This window comes from Streptomyces griseochromogenes (genome assembly GCF_001542625.1).
Lineage (GTDB): Bacteria > Actinomycetota > Actinomycetes > Streptomycetales > Streptomycetaceae > Streptomyces > Streptomyces griseochromogenes.
On sequence record NZ_CP016279.1, the window covers coordinates 8,062,683 to 8,077,210 of the forward strand.

At 70.5% G+C, this 14,528-nt stretch carries 11 protein-coding genes; 6 read left to right on the plus strand and 5 right to left on the minus strand.

The window, feature by feature from the left end; genetic code table 11:
- Positions 1–8 precede the first annotated feature (8 nt).
- Complete coding sequence (gene metH, locus AVL59_RS34895; RefSeq protein WP_067312743.1) at positions 9–3,524, minus strand: methionine synthase; 3,516 nt, start codon at positions 3,522–3,524, stop codon at positions 9–11.
- Between the two features lie 300 nt (positions 3,525–3,824).
- Here metH and AVL59_RS34900 point away from each other — a divergent pair, with 300 nt between their 5' ends.
- The 4 genes from AVL59_RS34900 to AVL59_RS34915 all read left to right on the plus strand — a co-directional run bounded on the left by AVL59_RS34900 (position 3,825) and on the right by AVL59_RS34915 (position 9,023).
- A complete protein-coding gene (locus tag AVL59_RS34900; RefSeq protein ID WP_067312744.1) occupies positions 3,825–4,589 on the plus strand; it encodes an IclR family transcriptional regulator in 765 nt (254 codons plus the stop codon).
- A gap of 367 nt (positions 4,590–4,956) precedes the next feature.
- On the plus strand, positions 4,957–5,751 hold the full coding sequence (locus AVL59_RS34905; RefSeq protein ID WP_066996351.1) for an MIP/aquaporin family protein: 795 nt from the start codon (positions 4,957–4,959) through the stop codon (positions 5,749–5,751).
- Between the two features lie 69 nt (positions 5,752–5,820).
- Positions 5,821–7,359 (plus strand): glycerol kinase GlpK, encoded by a 1,539-nt coding sequence (gene glpK / locus AVL59_RS34910; RefSeq protein ID WP_067312746.1) that lies wholly within the window; start codon positions 5,821–5,823, stop codon positions 7,357–7,359.
- A gap of 47 nt (positions 7,360–7,406) precedes the next feature.
- The gene (locus AVL59_RS34915; protein WP_067312747.1) at positions 7,407–9,023 is read left to right on the plus strand and encodes a glycerol-3-phosphate dehydrogenase/oxidase; all 1,617 of its coding nucleotides are present in this window, start codon (positions 7,407–7,409) and stop codon (positions 9,021–9,023) included.
- An 84-nt stretch (positions 9,024–9,107) separates the two neighbouring features.
- Here AVL59_RS34915 and AVL59_RS34920 read toward each other — a convergent pair whose 3' ends face one another.
- Positions 9,108–9,533, minus strand: a complete 426-nt coding sequence (locus AVL59_RS34920; protein ID WP_159400177.1) for a hypothetical protein — start codon at positions 9,531–9,533, stop codon at positions 9,108–9,110.
- A 166-nt stretch (positions 9,534–9,699) separates the two neighbouring features.
- Here AVL59_RS34920 and AVL59_RS34925 point away from each other — a divergent pair, with 166 nt between their 5' ends.
- Positions 9,700–10,371, plus strand: coding sequence for a FadR/GntR family transcriptional regulator (locus tag AVL59_RS34925; protein WP_067312751.1), 672 nt, complete (start codon positions 9,700–9,702; stop codon positions 10,369–10,371).
- Between the two features lie 244 nt (positions 10,372–10,615).
- Positions 10,616–11,737: a PAC2 family protein gene (locus AVL59_RS34930; protein ID WP_079147156.1), complete on the plus strand. Its 1,122-nt coding sequence runs from the start codon at positions 10,616–10,618 to the stop codon at positions 11,735–11,737.
- Positions 11,738–11,790: 53 nt separating this feature from the next.
- Here the strand turns inward: AVL59_RS34930 and mshC are convergent, their stop codons facing one another.
- The 3 genes from mshC to AVL59_RS34945 all read right to left on the minus strand — a co-directional run bounded on the left by mshC (position 11,791) and on the right by AVL59_RS34945 (position 14,513).
- A complete protein-coding gene (mshC, locus tag AVL59_RS34935) occupies positions 11,791–13,020 on the minus strand; it encodes a cysteine--1-D-myo-inosityl 2-amino-2-deoxy-alpha-D-glucopyranoside ligase (RefSeq protein ID WP_067318107.1) in 1,230 nt (409 codons plus the stop codon).
- Positions 13,021–13,113: 93 nt separating this feature from the next.
- Entirely contained in the window at positions 13,114–13,959 is an 846-nt protein-coding gene (locus tag AVL59_RS34940; protein WP_208870495.1) for an SCO1664 family protein, read from the minus strand.
- Positions 13,923–14,513, minus strand: coding sequence for a DUF3090 domain-containing protein (locus AVL59_RS34945; RefSeq protein WP_067312755.1), 591 nt, complete (start codon positions 14,511–14,513; stop codon positions 13,923–13,925). Before AVL59_RS34945 ends, AVL59_RS34940 begins: the two co-directional genes overlap by 37 nt.
- Positions 14,514–14,528: the final 15 nt, after the last annotated feature.

Sequence of the window (14,528 nt, forward strand, 5' to 3'; positions counted from 1 at the left end):
GGCACGCCTCACCGTGCATTGAAGTACTTCGCCTCCGGGTGGTGGATCACGATCGCGTCGGTGGACTGTTCCGGGTGCAGCTGGAACTCCTCGGACAGGTGGACGCCGATCCGCTCGGGTTCGAGGAGTGCGGCGATCTTGCCGCGGTCCTCCAGATCGGGGCAGGCGCCGTAGCCGAGGGAGAAGCGGGCGCCGCGGTACTTCAGGGCGAACATGTCCTCGATGCCGGCCGGGTCCTCGCCGGCGAAGCCGAGCTCGGCGCGGACACGGGCGTGCCAGTACTCGGCGAGCGCCTCCGCCAACTGCACGGACAGACCGTGCAGTTCGAGGTAGTCGCGGTAGGAGTTGGACTCGAAGAGCTTGGCCGTCTCCTCGCCGATGCGGGAGCCGACGGTGACGACCTGGAGGCCGACGACGTCCGTCTGGCCCGACTCCTCCGGGCGGAAGAAGTCGGCCAGGCACAGCCTGCGGCCGCGGCGCTGGCGCGGGAAGGTGAACCGGGTGCGTTCGTTGCCCCGCTCGTCCAGGATGATCAGGTCGTCGTCCTTGGACACGCACGGGAAGTAGCCGTAGACCACGGCGGCTTCCAGCAGGTTCTCGGTCTGGAGCCGGTCGAGCAGGCCGCGCAGGCGGGGGCGGCCCTCGGTCTCGACGAGTTCCTCGTAGGTCGGCCCCTCGCCGGTGCGGGCCTGCTTCAGGCCCCACTGGCCCTTGAACAGGGCGCCCTCGTCCAGCCAGCTCGCGTACTCCTTGAGCTGGATGCCCTTGATGACGCGGGTGTCCCAGAACGGCGGGGTCGGCACGGGGTTGTCGGTGGCGACGTCGGAGCGGACATGGCCCTCCTCGGGCCGCTCCTCGACCTGGACCGCGGCCGCCTGGCGGACCCGGCGCTGCTTCAGCTCGGGCAGCTGCGCGCCGGGCACGCCTCGCTTGACGCCGATCAGGGCGTCCATCAGACGCAGGCCCTCGAACGCGTCGCGGGCGTAGCGGACCTCGCCCTCATAGATCTCATGCAGGTCCTGCTCGACATACGCCCTGGTCAGGGCGGCGCCACCGAGGATGACCGGGAAGCGGGCGGCGAGGCCGCGCTGGTTCAGCTCCTCCAGGTTCTCCTTCATGATCACCGTGGACTTCACCAGGAGGCCGGACATGCCGATGACGTCGGCGCGGTGCTCCTCGGCGGCTTCCAGGATCGCGGAGACCGGCTGCTTGATGCCCAGGTTGACGACGTTGTAGCCGTTGTTGGACAGGATGATGTCGACGAGGTTCTTGCCGATGTCGTGCACGTCGCCGCGGACGGTGGCCAGCACGATGGTGCCCTTGCCCTCGGCGTCCGACTTCTCCATGTGCGGTTCGAGGTAGGCGACGGCGACCTTCATGACCTCGGCGGACTGCAGGACGAACGGCAGCTGCATCTGGCCGGAGCCGAACAGCTCGCCGACGACCTTCATCCCGTCCAGGAGGGTCTCGTTGACGATGTCGAGAGCGGGGCGGTCCTCGAGGGCCGCGTCCAGGTCGGCTTCCAGGCCGTTGCGCTCGCCGTCGATGATGCGGCGCTTGAGTCGCTCCTCCAGCGGGAGGGCGGCCAGCTCCTCGGCCTTGCCCGCCTTCAGGGACTTCGCGGTGGCGCCCTCGAAGAGCTGCATGAGCTTCTGGAGGGGGTCGTAGCCCTCGGCACGGCGGTCGTAGATCAGGTCGAGGGCGGTGGTGACCTGCTCCTCGTCGAAGCGGGCGATCGGCAGGATCTTGGAGGCGTGCACGATCGCCGAGTCCAGGCCGGCCTTGGCGCACTCGTCCAGGAAGACGGAGTTCAGCAGGATGCGGGCGGCCGGGTTGAGGCCGAAGGAGATGTTGGACAGGCCCAGGGTGGTCTGGACGGCCGGGTGCCGCTTCTTCAGCTCGCGGATCGCCTCGATGGTGGCGATGCCGTCCCCGCGGGACTCCTCCTGACCGGTGCAGATGGTGAAGGTCAGGGTGTCGATGAGGATGTCCTCCTCGCGGATGCCCCAGTTCCCGGTCAGGTCGTCGATCAGCCGTTCGGCGATCTCGACCTTCTTCTCGGGGGTGCGGGCCTGTCCCTCCTCGTCGATGGTCAGCGCGATCAGGGCGGCGCCGTGCTCCCGGGCCAGCTCGGTGACCTTGGCGAAACGGGACTCGGGCCCGTCGCCGTCCTCGTAGTTGACGGAGTTGATCACCGCGCGGCCGCCGAGCTTCTCCAGACCGGCGCGGATGACGTCGACCTCGGTGGAGTCGAGGACGATCGGCAGGGTGGAGGCGGTGGCGAAGCGGCCGGCCAGTTCCTCCATGTCGGCGACGCCGTCCCGGCCGACGTAGTCCACGCACAGGTCGAGCATGTGGGCGCCCTCGCGGATCTGCTCGCGGGCCATCTCCACACAGTCGTCCCAGCGGCCCTCCAGCATGGCCTCGCGGAACTTCTTGGAGCCGTTGGCGTTGGTGCGCTCACCGATGGCCAGGTAGGAGGTGTCCTGGCGGAACGGCACCGTCTGGTAGAGGGAGGCGGCGCCCGGCTCGGGCCGAGGCTCGCGCCCGGGCGGGGTGAGGCCCCGGACGCGCTCGACGACCTGGCGCAGGTGCTCGGGGGTGGTGCCGCAGCATCCGCCGACCAGCGAGAGGCCGTACTCGCGGACGAAGGTCTCCTGGGCGTCGGCCAGCTCGGGCGCGGTCAGCGGGTAGTGGGCGCCGTCCTTGCCGAGGACGGGCAGGCCCGCGTTTGGCATGCAGGACAGCGGGACACGGGCGTTGCGGGCGAGGTAGCGCAGGTGCTCGCTCATCTCGGCCGGGCCGGTGGCGCAGTTCAGGCCGATCATGTCGATGCCGAGCGGTTCCAGGGCGGTGAGGGCCGCGCCGATCTCGGAGCCGAGCAGCATGGTGCCGGTGGTCTCGACGGTCACCGACACGATCACCGGCACGTCCAGGCCGAGGGCGGCAAGGCCCCGGCGGGCGCCGAGGACGGACGCCTTGGTCTGCAGCAGGTCCTGGGTGGTCTCCACCAGCAGGGCGTCGGCGCCGCCGGCGACCAGGCCCTCGGCGTTGCGCTGGTAGGCGTCGCGCAGGGTGGTGTAGGGGGCGTGGCCGAGGGTGGGCAGCTTGGTGCCGGGGCCGATGGAGCCGAGGACCCAGCGGGGCCGGCCGTCCCGGGCGGTGAACTCGTCGGCGACCTCGCGGGCCACGCGGGCACCGGCCTCGGACAGTTCGTACACACGGTCCGCGATGTCGTACTCGCCGAGCGCGGAGTGGTTGGCGCCGAAGGTGTTGGTCTCGACGCAGTCGACGCCCACGGCGAAGTACGCCTCGTGGACGGAGCGGACGATGTCGGGGCGGGTGAGGTTGAGGATCTCGTTGCAGCCCTCGAGATGCTCGAAGTCCTCGAGTGTCGGTTCCTGGGCCTGGAGCATGGTGCCCATCGCTCCGTCGGCGACCACCACACGGGTGGCGAGCGCCTCTCGGAGCGCGGACGCACGGGTCCGGCTGTCGGCGGAAGGGGACGTTGGCAACGAGGCCATGAAGGGGCTCCCTGAGGTGCGACGGCTGTCGGCTATGCGGCTTCCCCGGCATGGGCCGGGCAAGGGGCACGGCGCCAGAGTAACCGGGAGTGGGCTTGGATGGGCATCGGCGTCCACGAGGCGGACGCGGGCGGCGAGTCCGGATGGCCGAGATGCCACGGGCGGGCCACGACCGATGTAACAGGTGTCGTCCGACCATTAGCGGGAGGTCGACATGGACCGGTAGTGTTCGACATTGCCGAACAGTGTGTTGCGCCATGCTGTTCGTCGACGGTCGAAGGGGACGGAGGCAGGACGCGGATGGCACGGAACATCCAGTCGCTCGAACGGGCGGCCGCGATGCTGCGACTGCTGGCGGGCGGAGAGCGACGGCTCGGTCTCTCGGACATCGCCTCGTCGCTGGGCCTCGCCAAGGGCACCGCCCACGGCATCCTGCGCACCCTCCAGCAGGAGGGGTTCGTCGAGCAGGACGACACCTCCGGCCGCTACCAGCTGGGCGCCGAGCTGCTGCGCCTCGGCACCACCTACCTGGACGTGCACGAACTGCGGGCACGGGCCCTGGTGTGGACCGACGACCTGGCGCGGGCCAGCGGGGAGAGCGTGTACCTGGGGGTCCTGCACCAGCAGGGCGTGCTGATCGTGCACCACGTCTTCCGGCCGGACGACAGCCGGCAGGTGCTGGAGATAGGAGCCATGCAGCCGCTGCACTCCACGGCGCTCGGCAAAGTGCTCTCGGCGTACGACCCGGTGGCGCACAGCGAGGCCCTGGAGGCCGACCGCAAGCCGTTCACGGACCGCACGGTGTGCGACATGACGGACTTCGAGCACCTCCTCGACATCACACGCGCGCGTGGGTACGCGGCGGACGTGGAGGAGACCTGGGAGGGCGTGGCCTCGGTGGCCGCGCCCATTCACGACCGGCGCCGCATGCCCGTGGGCGCGGTCGGCATCACGGGCGCGGTGGAACGGCTGTGCCGTGACGGGGAGCTGCGCCCCGAGCTGATCGCCGCGGTGCGCGACTGCGCCCGCGCGGTCTCCCGGGACCTGGGCGCCGGGCGGTTCTGAGCGGCTCCCGACCGGGGCCGATCCATAACGGTGACGAGCGGTGACGACCGGGACGCAAGGCGGCGTCCCGGTTCTCGCCCTACCCTGAAATGGACATATCGGGTGATAAGGCACGTGAGCGCGCAAAGAACAATAGCTGGCAGCGATCAATAACGATCCTGTTTTCGATAACAGAACTCTTGACGCACGCGTAACGCCGAAGCAAGACTCCCGTCCATCGGTCGGCATTGTCGAACACCTACCGGCAATACGCGCTAGAGTGTGACAACGCCAAGGGCCAGCACATCGCTCTCACCCCCGAGGGCAGCTCGAACTCCCGGAGGGACCCGGGGTTCGGTCCCCTGGACGAAGGACAAAGGAGTCGCGGGTGTCCAGCTCCGACATCTTCATCGGCGAGACCATCGGTACCGCCATACTCATCCTGCTCGGCGGAGGCGTCTGCGCCGCCGTGACCCTGAAGGCCTCCAAGGCCCGTAACGCCGGTTGGCTCGCCATCACCTTCGGGTGGGGCTTCGCCGTTCTGACGGCCGTCTACACCTCGGCGCCGCTGTCCGGCGCCCATCTGAATCCGGCCGTGACACTCGCGCTCGCGATCAAGGACAAGGACTTCAGCAACCTCCCCACCTACTGGGGCGGCCAGCTGCTCGGCGCCATGATCGGCGCGGCCCTGGTCTGGGTGGCCTACTACGGCCAGTTCCACGCGCACCTGACCGACAAGGAGATCGTCGGCGGTCCGGGCGCGCAGGCGACGGCGGCCAAGGCCGTCGAGGCCCAGGAGAAGGGCGCCGGCCCGGTCCTGGGCATCTTCTCCACCGGTCCCGAGATCCGGAACGCGGTGCAGAACCTCCTCACCGAGATCATCGGCACCGTGGTGCTGGTGCTCGCCGTCCTCACGCAGGGCCTGAACGACAAGGGCAACGGCCTGGGCACCCTGGGCGCCCTGATCACCTCGCTGGTCGTCGTGTCCATCGGCCTCTCGCTCGGCGGCCCCACGGGCTACGCGATCAACCCGGCCCGTGACCTGGGTCCGCGCCTCGTGCACGCCCTGCTGCCGCTGCCCAACAAGGGCGGTTCCGACTGGAGCTACGCCTGGATCCCGGTGGTCGGTCCGCTGCTCGGCGGCGCGATCGCCGCAGGCATCTACAACGTCGCCTTTGCCTAGGAAGCAACGAGTCCTCGAGCACGCGCCGTACGTACAGCTTCATCACCACGGATCTTTCAGGAGCACACAGTGACCGACGCCCACACCGCAGGCCCGTTCATCGCGGCGATCGACCAGGGCACGACCTCCTCGCGCTGCATCGTCTTCGACAAGGACGGCCGGATCGTCTCCGTCGACCAGAAGGAGCACGAGCAGATCTTCCCGAAGCCGGGCTGGGTCGAGCACAACGCCAACGAGATCTGGACCAACGTCCAGGAAGTCGTCGCCGGAGCCATCCAGAAGGCCGGCATCACGCGTGACGACATCAAGGCCATCGGCATCACCAACCAGCGCGAGACCACCGTGCTGTGGGACAAGAACACCGGTGAGCCCGTCCACAACGCCCTCGTCTGGCAGGACACCCGCACCGACTCCCTCTGCCGGGAGCTCGGCCGCAACGTCGGCCAGGACCGCTTCCGCCGCGAGACCGGTCTGCCGCTCGCGTCGTACTTCTCCGGTCCGAAGGCCCGCTGGCTGCTCGACAACGTCGAGGGCCTGCGCGAGCGCGCCGAGGCGGGCGACATCCTCTTCGGCACGATGGACACCTGGGTCATCTGGAACCTGACCGGCGGTGTCAACGGCGGCAAGCACGTCACCGACGTCACCAACGCCTCCCGCACCCTTCTCATGAACCTGCACACGATGCAGTGGGACGAGAAGATCGCCGAGTCGATCGGCGTGCCGCTGCGGATCATGCCCGAGATCCGGTCCTCCGCCGAGGTCTACGGCGAGGTCACCGGCGGCAGGCTGGGCGACCTGCTCGGCGGCATCCCGGTGGCCTCCGCGCTCGGCGACCAGCAGGCGGCCCTGTTCGGCCAGACCTGCTTCTCCGAGGGCGAGACCAAGTCCACCTACGGCACCGGCACCTTCATGGTGATGAACACCGGTGACAAGATCATCAACTCCTACGCGGGCCTGCTGACCACGGTCGGCTACAAGATCGGCGACCAGCCGACCGTGTACGCCCTGGAGGGCTCGATCGCCGTCACCGGCTCCCTGGTGCAGTGGATGCGCGACCAGATGGGCCTGATCTCCACCGCCGCCGAGATCGAGACGCTCGCGCTCTCGGTCGAGGACAACGGCGGCGCCTACTTCGTACCGGCCTTCTCCGGTCTGTTCGCCCCGCACTGGCGCTCCGACGCCCGCGGTGTGATCGCCGGCCTGACCCGGTACGTCACCAAGGCGCACCTCGCGCGCGCCGTCCTGGAGGCGACCGCGTGGCAGACGCGGGAGATCGCCGACGCCATGGTCAAGGACTCCGGCGACGAGCTGGTGGCCCTGAAGGTCGACGGCGGCATGACCTCCAACAACCTGCTGATGCAGACGCTCTCGGACGTCCTGGACGCACCGGTGGTGCGCCCGATGGTCGCCGAGACCACCTGCCTCGGCGCCGCCTACGCCGCCGGCCTCGCCGTCGGCTTCTGGTCCAGCACCGACGAACTGCGCGCCAACTGGCGCCGGGCCGCCGAATGGACCCCCCAGATGGACGCGGACACCCGCGACCGTGAGTACAAGAACTGGCTCAAGGCCGTCGACCGGACCATGGGCTGGATCGAGGACGAGGACTGAGCGGCCCGGACCGCCCAGTCAGCTCTGACGAGGAGTAAGAACCCGACATGACCAGTCAGTCCACCCTGAAGTCCGTGCCTGCCCTGGGGACCCACCCGGCCTCCGGCTCGAACCCGAGCCGGGCCGAGACCAGGGAGCAGCTCGCCAAGGCGTCGTACGACCTTCTTGTGATCGGCGGCGGCATCCTGGGCATCTCCACCGCCTGGCACGCCGCGCAGTCCGGACTCAGGGTGGCGCTGGTCGACGCCGGCGACTTCGCCGGCGCCACCTCCTCCGCCTCCTCCAAGCTGCTCCACGGCGGTCTGCGCTACCTGCAGACCGGCGCGGTGAAGCTGGTGGCGGAGAACCACTTCGAGCGCCGTGCGGTCTCCCGCCAGGTGGCCCCCCACCTGGCGAACCCGCTCACCTTCTACCTCCCCGTGTACAAGGGCGGGCCGCACGGCGCGGCGAAGCTCGGCGCGGGCGTCTTCGCCTACTCCGCGCTCTCCGCGTTCGGTGACGGCGTGGGTCACCTGCTCTCCCCCGCCAAGGCGGCGCAGGACGTGCCCGAGCTGCGCACCGAGAACCTCAAGGCCGTCGCCGTCTACGGCGACGACCAGATGAACGACGCGCGCATGGCGCTGATGACGGTCCGCGCGGCCGTCGAGGCGGGCGCGGTCGTCCTCAACCACGCCGAGGTCACCGGTATGCGCTTCACCAAGGGCCGGGTCACCGGCGCCGAGCTCCGGGACCGCATATCCGGCGAGGAGTTCGGGGTCAACGCTCGCCTGGTGCTGAACGCGACCGGCCCCTGGGTCGACCACCTGCGCCGGATGGAGGACCCGAACGCGGCCCCGTCCATCCGCCTGTCCAAGGGCGCGCACCTGGTCCTGAAGCGCACCTCCCCCTGGAAGGCCGCGCTGGCGACCCCCATCGACAAGTACCGCATCACCTTCGCCCTCCCCTGGGAGGACATGCTGCTGCTCGGCACCACCGACGAGGAGTTCGAGGGCGACCCGGCGGACGTCGCGGTCACCGAGAAGGACATGGCCCAGATCCTGGACGAGGCCGCGTTCTCGGTCCGGGACCAGCAGCTGCAGCGCGACCTGATCACCTACGCCTTCGCCGGTCTGCGCGTGCTGCCGGGCGGCCCCGGCGACACCGCCAAGGCCAAGCGCGAGACCGTCGTCACCGAGGGCAGGGGCGGCATGCTGTCCGTCGCGGGCGGCAAGTGGACCACCTTCCGGCACATCGGCCGCACGGTGATGAAGAAGCTGGAGGAGCTGCCGGGCCACCCGCTCGGCGACGACTTCGAGCCGATCTCCTCGCTGCCGAAGAAGCTGCCGCTGCCCGGCGTCGCCAACCCGCGCGCGGTCGCCCACCGGCTCCTGGTGGACCACCCGGCGCCCGGCCCGCGGATGGCCGCCGACACCGCCAAGCACCTGGCCACCCACTACGGCTCGCTGGCCTTCGACATCGCCCGCCTGGCCAACGAGAGCCCGGAGCTGGCCGAGCGCGTCCACCCCGACGCCCCGGAGATCTGGGCGCAGGTCGTCTGGGCCCGTGACCACGAGTGGGCCGAGACGCAGGACGACGTGCTGCGCCGCCGTACGACGCTGACCATCCGGGGTCTTGCCACGGACGAGGTCCGCGCCAAGGTCCAGGACCTGCTCGACAAGAAGTAGGCGAGAGGCAGTCCGCCGGAACACGGCGCTCGGCCCCACCGGTCCGCTCCGGTGGGGCCGAGCGCCGTTCAGGACACCGCGTGATCAGGCCGTCGGCAGCTTGCCCTTGCTCGTGTGGACCTCACCCATGAAGTCGGAGTCATGCGAGTTGAGCCGATACACATTGATCCGGACCTGATGGCCCTCCGGGATCGCGAACGGGCAGGACGTGAAGCCGGACGTCTTGCAGTGGCCCTTCAGCTTCCGCGCCGTGACGTCGTACACCTCGGTCCAGATGTAGTGGCCGTCCCTGCTCAGGTCCTGGACGTCCACCCGCTCGTCGTCCCTCGCGGAGTCACGCGGCTCGAACACGACCATCGCCCGCTTCTTGCCGCCCGAGGAGAAGTAGTCGACCGTGTTGGGCTTGGCCGCGGCGTGGGCCGTCGCGACGCCGGAGGTGAGGGCGAGGCCCAGGGCGGCTGCCACCGTGATGCCCGCTCGGGCCATCGGCTTCCTCATCAGCTGTGACACGTGGATGAATCCTGTTCTCTCGACGATCTTTCCGTCACTCCTGTCCCAAGACCCCCGCACCGCGGCCAATGGTTCCCGCGCACGCCGCATAATGTGCGCTGAGACATCCGATGTCTCAGACATGGGGTGGGGTCTGGGACATGGGGCGGGCGACAGGAGGCCGGTCATGGCAGTCACCGACGAGGCGATCGAGAAGATCAAGGGAATGATCGTCTCCGGTGCGCTGCGGCCCGGGGACCGGCTGCCCAAGGAGAGCGAACTGGCCGCCGATCTCGGCCTGTCCCGCAACTCGCTGCGGGAGGCGGTACGGGCCCTGTCGCTGATCCGGATCCTGGATGTGCGCCAGGGCGACGGCACCTATGTCACCAGCCTCGATCCGCAGTTGCTCCTTGAGGCGATGAGCTTCGTCGTGGACTTCCACCGCGACGACACGGTGCTGGAGTTCCTGGCGGTGCGCCGGATCCTGGAGCCGGCCGCGACGGCGATGGCGGCCTCGCGCATCAGTGAGCGGCAACTGGACGCGCTGTCCGCCCAGTTGGACGCGCTCGGGGCCGAACCCTCGGTGGAGGAGCTGGTCGCCTGCGATCTGGACTTCCACCGGGGCATCGTGCAGAGCGCCGGGAACTCGGTGCTGTGCTCGCTGCTGGACGGCCTGTCGGGGCCGACCACCCGGGCCCGGATCTGGCGGGGACTCACCCAGGAGGACGCGGTCGCCCGCACCCTGCGCGAGCACCGGGCGATCCTCGCCGCGCTGCGCGACCGGGACGCGGAGGCGGCCCGCTCCTGGGCGACCGTGCACATCGCGAGCGTGGAGCAGTGGCTGCGGAGCACGCTGTGAGTTCGGCCGGGAGCGCCGTTGGGGTGCGGGCCGTCTTGTTCGTTCCGGCTCGTTGTGGCTGGTCGCGCAGTTCCCCGCGCCCCTGGGCCTGGCACGCCGGCCCGAGTGAGAGCGCTGGGGTGTTCCACGCCGGTGAACGGGGCAGTGATCCGGGCACTCCCCCACGCAAGGGGGCTGCGGGCGCCCCCGCAGGACGCCGTAAGGTTGGTGAGTCAAGCGAGGGCACGTCGGAAGGAGGCACTGGGTGATCGAGCTGGAGGGGGTTCCCGAGCTGATCGACCCAGTCATGGTGGCCGCGTTCGAAGGCTGGAACGATGCCGGCGACGCCGCCTCCACGGCGGTCGCGCATCTGGAACGAGAGTGGAAGGGCGAGGTGTTCGCGGCGCTGGACGCCGAGGACTACTACGACTTCCAGGTGAACCGCCCCACGGTGTTCATGGACGGCGGAGTGCGCAAGATCACTTGGCCGACGACGAGGCTGTCGGTGGTCCGGGTCGGCGGCGAGAAGCCGCGCGACCTGGTGCTGGTCCGCGGCATCGAACCGTCCATGCGCTGGCGCTCGTTCTGCAACGAGCTGCTGGGCTTCGCGCACGAGCTCGGCGTGGAGCTGGTGGTCATCCTGGGCGCCCTGCTCGGTGACACCCCGCACACGCGTCCGGTCCCGGTCAGCGGGGTCACGTCCGACCCGGACCTGGCCCAGCGCATGGACCTGGAGGAGACCAAGTACGAGGGCCCGACGGGCATCGTCGGCGTCCTGCAGGAGGCGTGCACCCACGCGGGTGTCCCGGCGGTGTCGCTGTGGGCGGCCGTGCCGCACTACGTCTCCCAGCCGCCCAACCCCAAGGCCACGCTGGCGCTGCTGAACCGTCTGGAGGACCTGCTGGACCTGCGCGTCCCGCAGGGCGAGCTGCCCGAGGACGCGCGGGCCTGGCAGGTGGGCGTGGACCAGCTGGCCGCCGAGGACAGCGAGGTCGCCGAGTACGTCCAGACGCTGGAGGAGGCCCGGGACACCGCCGAGCTGCCGGAGGCGTCCGGCGAGGCGATCGCCCGCGAGTTCGAGCGGTATCTGCGGCGCCGGGACGTCAGCCCGCCGGGCGGGCACGCGACGGCGGACGGCCCGGACGCCTCGTATCTGCGGGACAACCCGAGTGGCAGGACGCGGCCGCCGAAGCCGCCGAAGCCGGGAGCGTCCGGAACCGCGGAAGGCCCCTCGGAAGGTTTCGCCGAAGGTTTTGCCGAAGGCTCCGCCGGCGGTTCCTCCGGAGGACCTTCGGGAGAACCGTCCGAGGGTCCCGCGGAGGGCTCCTCCGAGGGTCCCGCGGAGGGCTCCGCGGAGCGCGGCGACGAGGACACCTCGGAGGACTGAGTAGCGAAGAGGGGCGGTTCCCCGGTGGGAACCGCCCCTTTGCCGTACCCGGGCTACAACGCCACGCCGAGCAGTGCGTCCACCGCCCGGCTCACCAGGCCGGGCGCGCCGATGTCGGTGCCGCCCTCGGCCTCCTGGCGAGCCGCCCAGCGGTCCACGGCGGCGAGCGCCGCGGGGGCGTCCAGGTCGTCGGCGAGGGCCTCGCGGATCTCCTCGACGAGCGCGTCCGCGGACGGGCCGTCGGGCCGGGAGACGGCCGAGCGCCAGCGCCCGAGACGGTCGACGGCGTCCCGCAGGACCTGGTCGGTCCACTCCCAGTCGGCGCGGTAGTGATGGGAGAGCAGGGCCAGCCGGATGGCCGCCGGGTCGACGCCGTCGCGGCGCAGCCGGGAGACGAAGACGAGGTTGCCCTTGGACTTGGACATCTTCTCGCCGTGCAGGGCCACCATGCCGGCGTGCACGTACGCCTTGGCCATCGGGAACTCGCCGGTGAGCACCTGGGCGTGCGAGGCGCCCATCTCGTGGTGCGGGAAGGCCAGGTCGGAGCCGCCGCCCTGGACGTCGAAGCCCATGCCGAGGTGGTCGAGGGCGATGGCCACGCACTCGATGTGCCAGCCGGGCCGGCCACGGCCGAGGGTGCCGCCGTCCCAGCTGGGCTCGCCCTCACGGGCGGCCATCCACAGCATCGGGTCGAGCGGGTTCTTCTTGCCCGGGCGGTCCGGGTCGCCGCCGCGCTCGGCGGACAGCAGCCGCATGGCGGCCGCGTCGAGGTTCGAGACCTGGCCGAAGTGCGGGTCGGACTCGACGGAGAAGTAGATGTCGCCCTCCAGCTCGTAGGCCGCGCCGATCTCGCGCAGCCGCTCCACGAGCGGGACGATTCCGGGTATCGCCTCGACGGCGCCTATGTAGTGCCGGGGCGGGAGCATCCTGAGGGCGGTCATGTCCTCGCGGAAGAGGACCGTCTCCTTCTCGGCGAGGGCGACCCAGTCGATGCCGTCCCGCTCCGCGCGCTCCAGCAGCGGATCGTCGACGTCGGTGACGTTCTGGACGTAGTGGACCTGCCGCTTGGTGTCGAGCCACACGCGCTGAACGAGGTCGAACGCGTTGTAGGTCGCCGCGTGACCCATGTGGGTCGCGTCGTACGGGGTGATGCCGCAGACGTAGATACGGGCGACGGGACCGGGGTCGAGGGTGACCGAACCGCCGGTCGCGGTGTCGTGGATCCTCAGGTCGCGGCCCTGACCAGGCAGGGCGGGGACCTCGGAAGCGGGCCAGGCATGCATGTACATGAGCCTAACCGGCCGCGAGCTGCGGATACGAACGGGACCGGACCGGATGACCGGATCGGCGTTCTTGCGCCTGGGCCGCCGATGTGCTTACACCGGAGGCCACGGGATGGCCGGCCACTCCCCGCCCGGCTCCGGGTGCCTGCCGGAGGTGAGCAGCGCGTCGACCCGCGCGTGCGTGGCGTCGATCTCGGCCGCCGTGATCAGGCCGGCCAGCCGCCCGTTCAGCTCGCCGCCCTCGGCGAGGCCCTCGCGCAGCCCTTCGAGCACGTCGACGGCCTCTGCCGTGAGGGGTTCCCCGGCCCAGCCCCACAGCAGCGTGCGCAGCTTGTCCTCGGCGTTGAAGGCGACCCCGTGGTCGATGCCGTAGAGCCGTCCGTCCGTGGTGGGCAGCAGGTGGCCGCCCTTGCGGTCGGCGTTGTTGATCACGGCGTCCAGCACGGCGAGGCGGCGCAGCCGCTCGTCGTCGGCGTGCACCAGCAGCGCGGTGCGGCCCTCGCCGACGTCCGCGAACCCGATCGCCTTCCAGCCCGGTCCGGGCTCCTCGCCGTCCACCAGCGCGAGCAGCTCGGCCTCGGCGCTCACGTCGATCCACAGCTGGCACATGCCCTCGCCGTACGGGCCCTCGCGCAGCACGGTCGGGGGGACGAGTCCCCATCCGGTGGCCTCGGAGACCTCGTAGGCGGCCACCTCGCGGCCCGCCAGGGTGCCGTCGGGGAAGTCCCACAGCGGGCGCTCCCCGGCCACGGGCTTGTACACACAGGAGGCTTCGCGGCCGTCGAGGGAGACCGTGCAGAACAGTGCCGCGTTGGACGCCTCGCGGATCCGCCCGCGCACGGTCAGTTCACCGCGGGCGAGCAGCTCCGCGGCGGCCGTGTCGGCCCCCTGGCCGGCGGCCGTCACGCTCCGCGGCGGTATCCGTTCTGGCGCGGACATACGTGTCCTTCCGGATCGAGCGGGAGGCTGCACAGCGGGCACGGCGGCCGCCCGGCGTTGACGACGTCCAGGGCGCGCTTGGCGAAGGCCCTGGCCTGCGCGCCGGTCAGCCGGACCCGCAGCATCGGGGGCCCGTTCTCCTCGTCCTGGAGCAGCCGCTCCTCGGCCTCGGCGAGATCTTCCTCGGTGTCGGCGTCCAGCTCCACCAGGGCCTGCGCCTCGACGATCATGCGTTGTTCCTCGCCGTCCCAGGCCAGGGCCATGGTGCCGACGCGGAACTCCTCCTCGACGGGGGTGTCCAGCGGATCCGTGTCGGCGATCTCGGAGGGGGCCATGGCGGGGACGGCCGCGCTGCCGCCGCTGCGCCGTACGACCTCGTCCAGCAGCTCGTCCATGCGCTCGGCGAGCGCGGCGACCTGGGTCTTCTCCAGAGCCACGCTGGTCACCCGGGCGCCTGCCGTGGCCTGGAGGAAGAACGTACGGCGTCCGGGCAGCCCGACCGTGCCGGCCACGAAGCGGTCCGGCGGATCGTAGAGGAACACCTGACGGGACACGTCCTGTCTCCATTG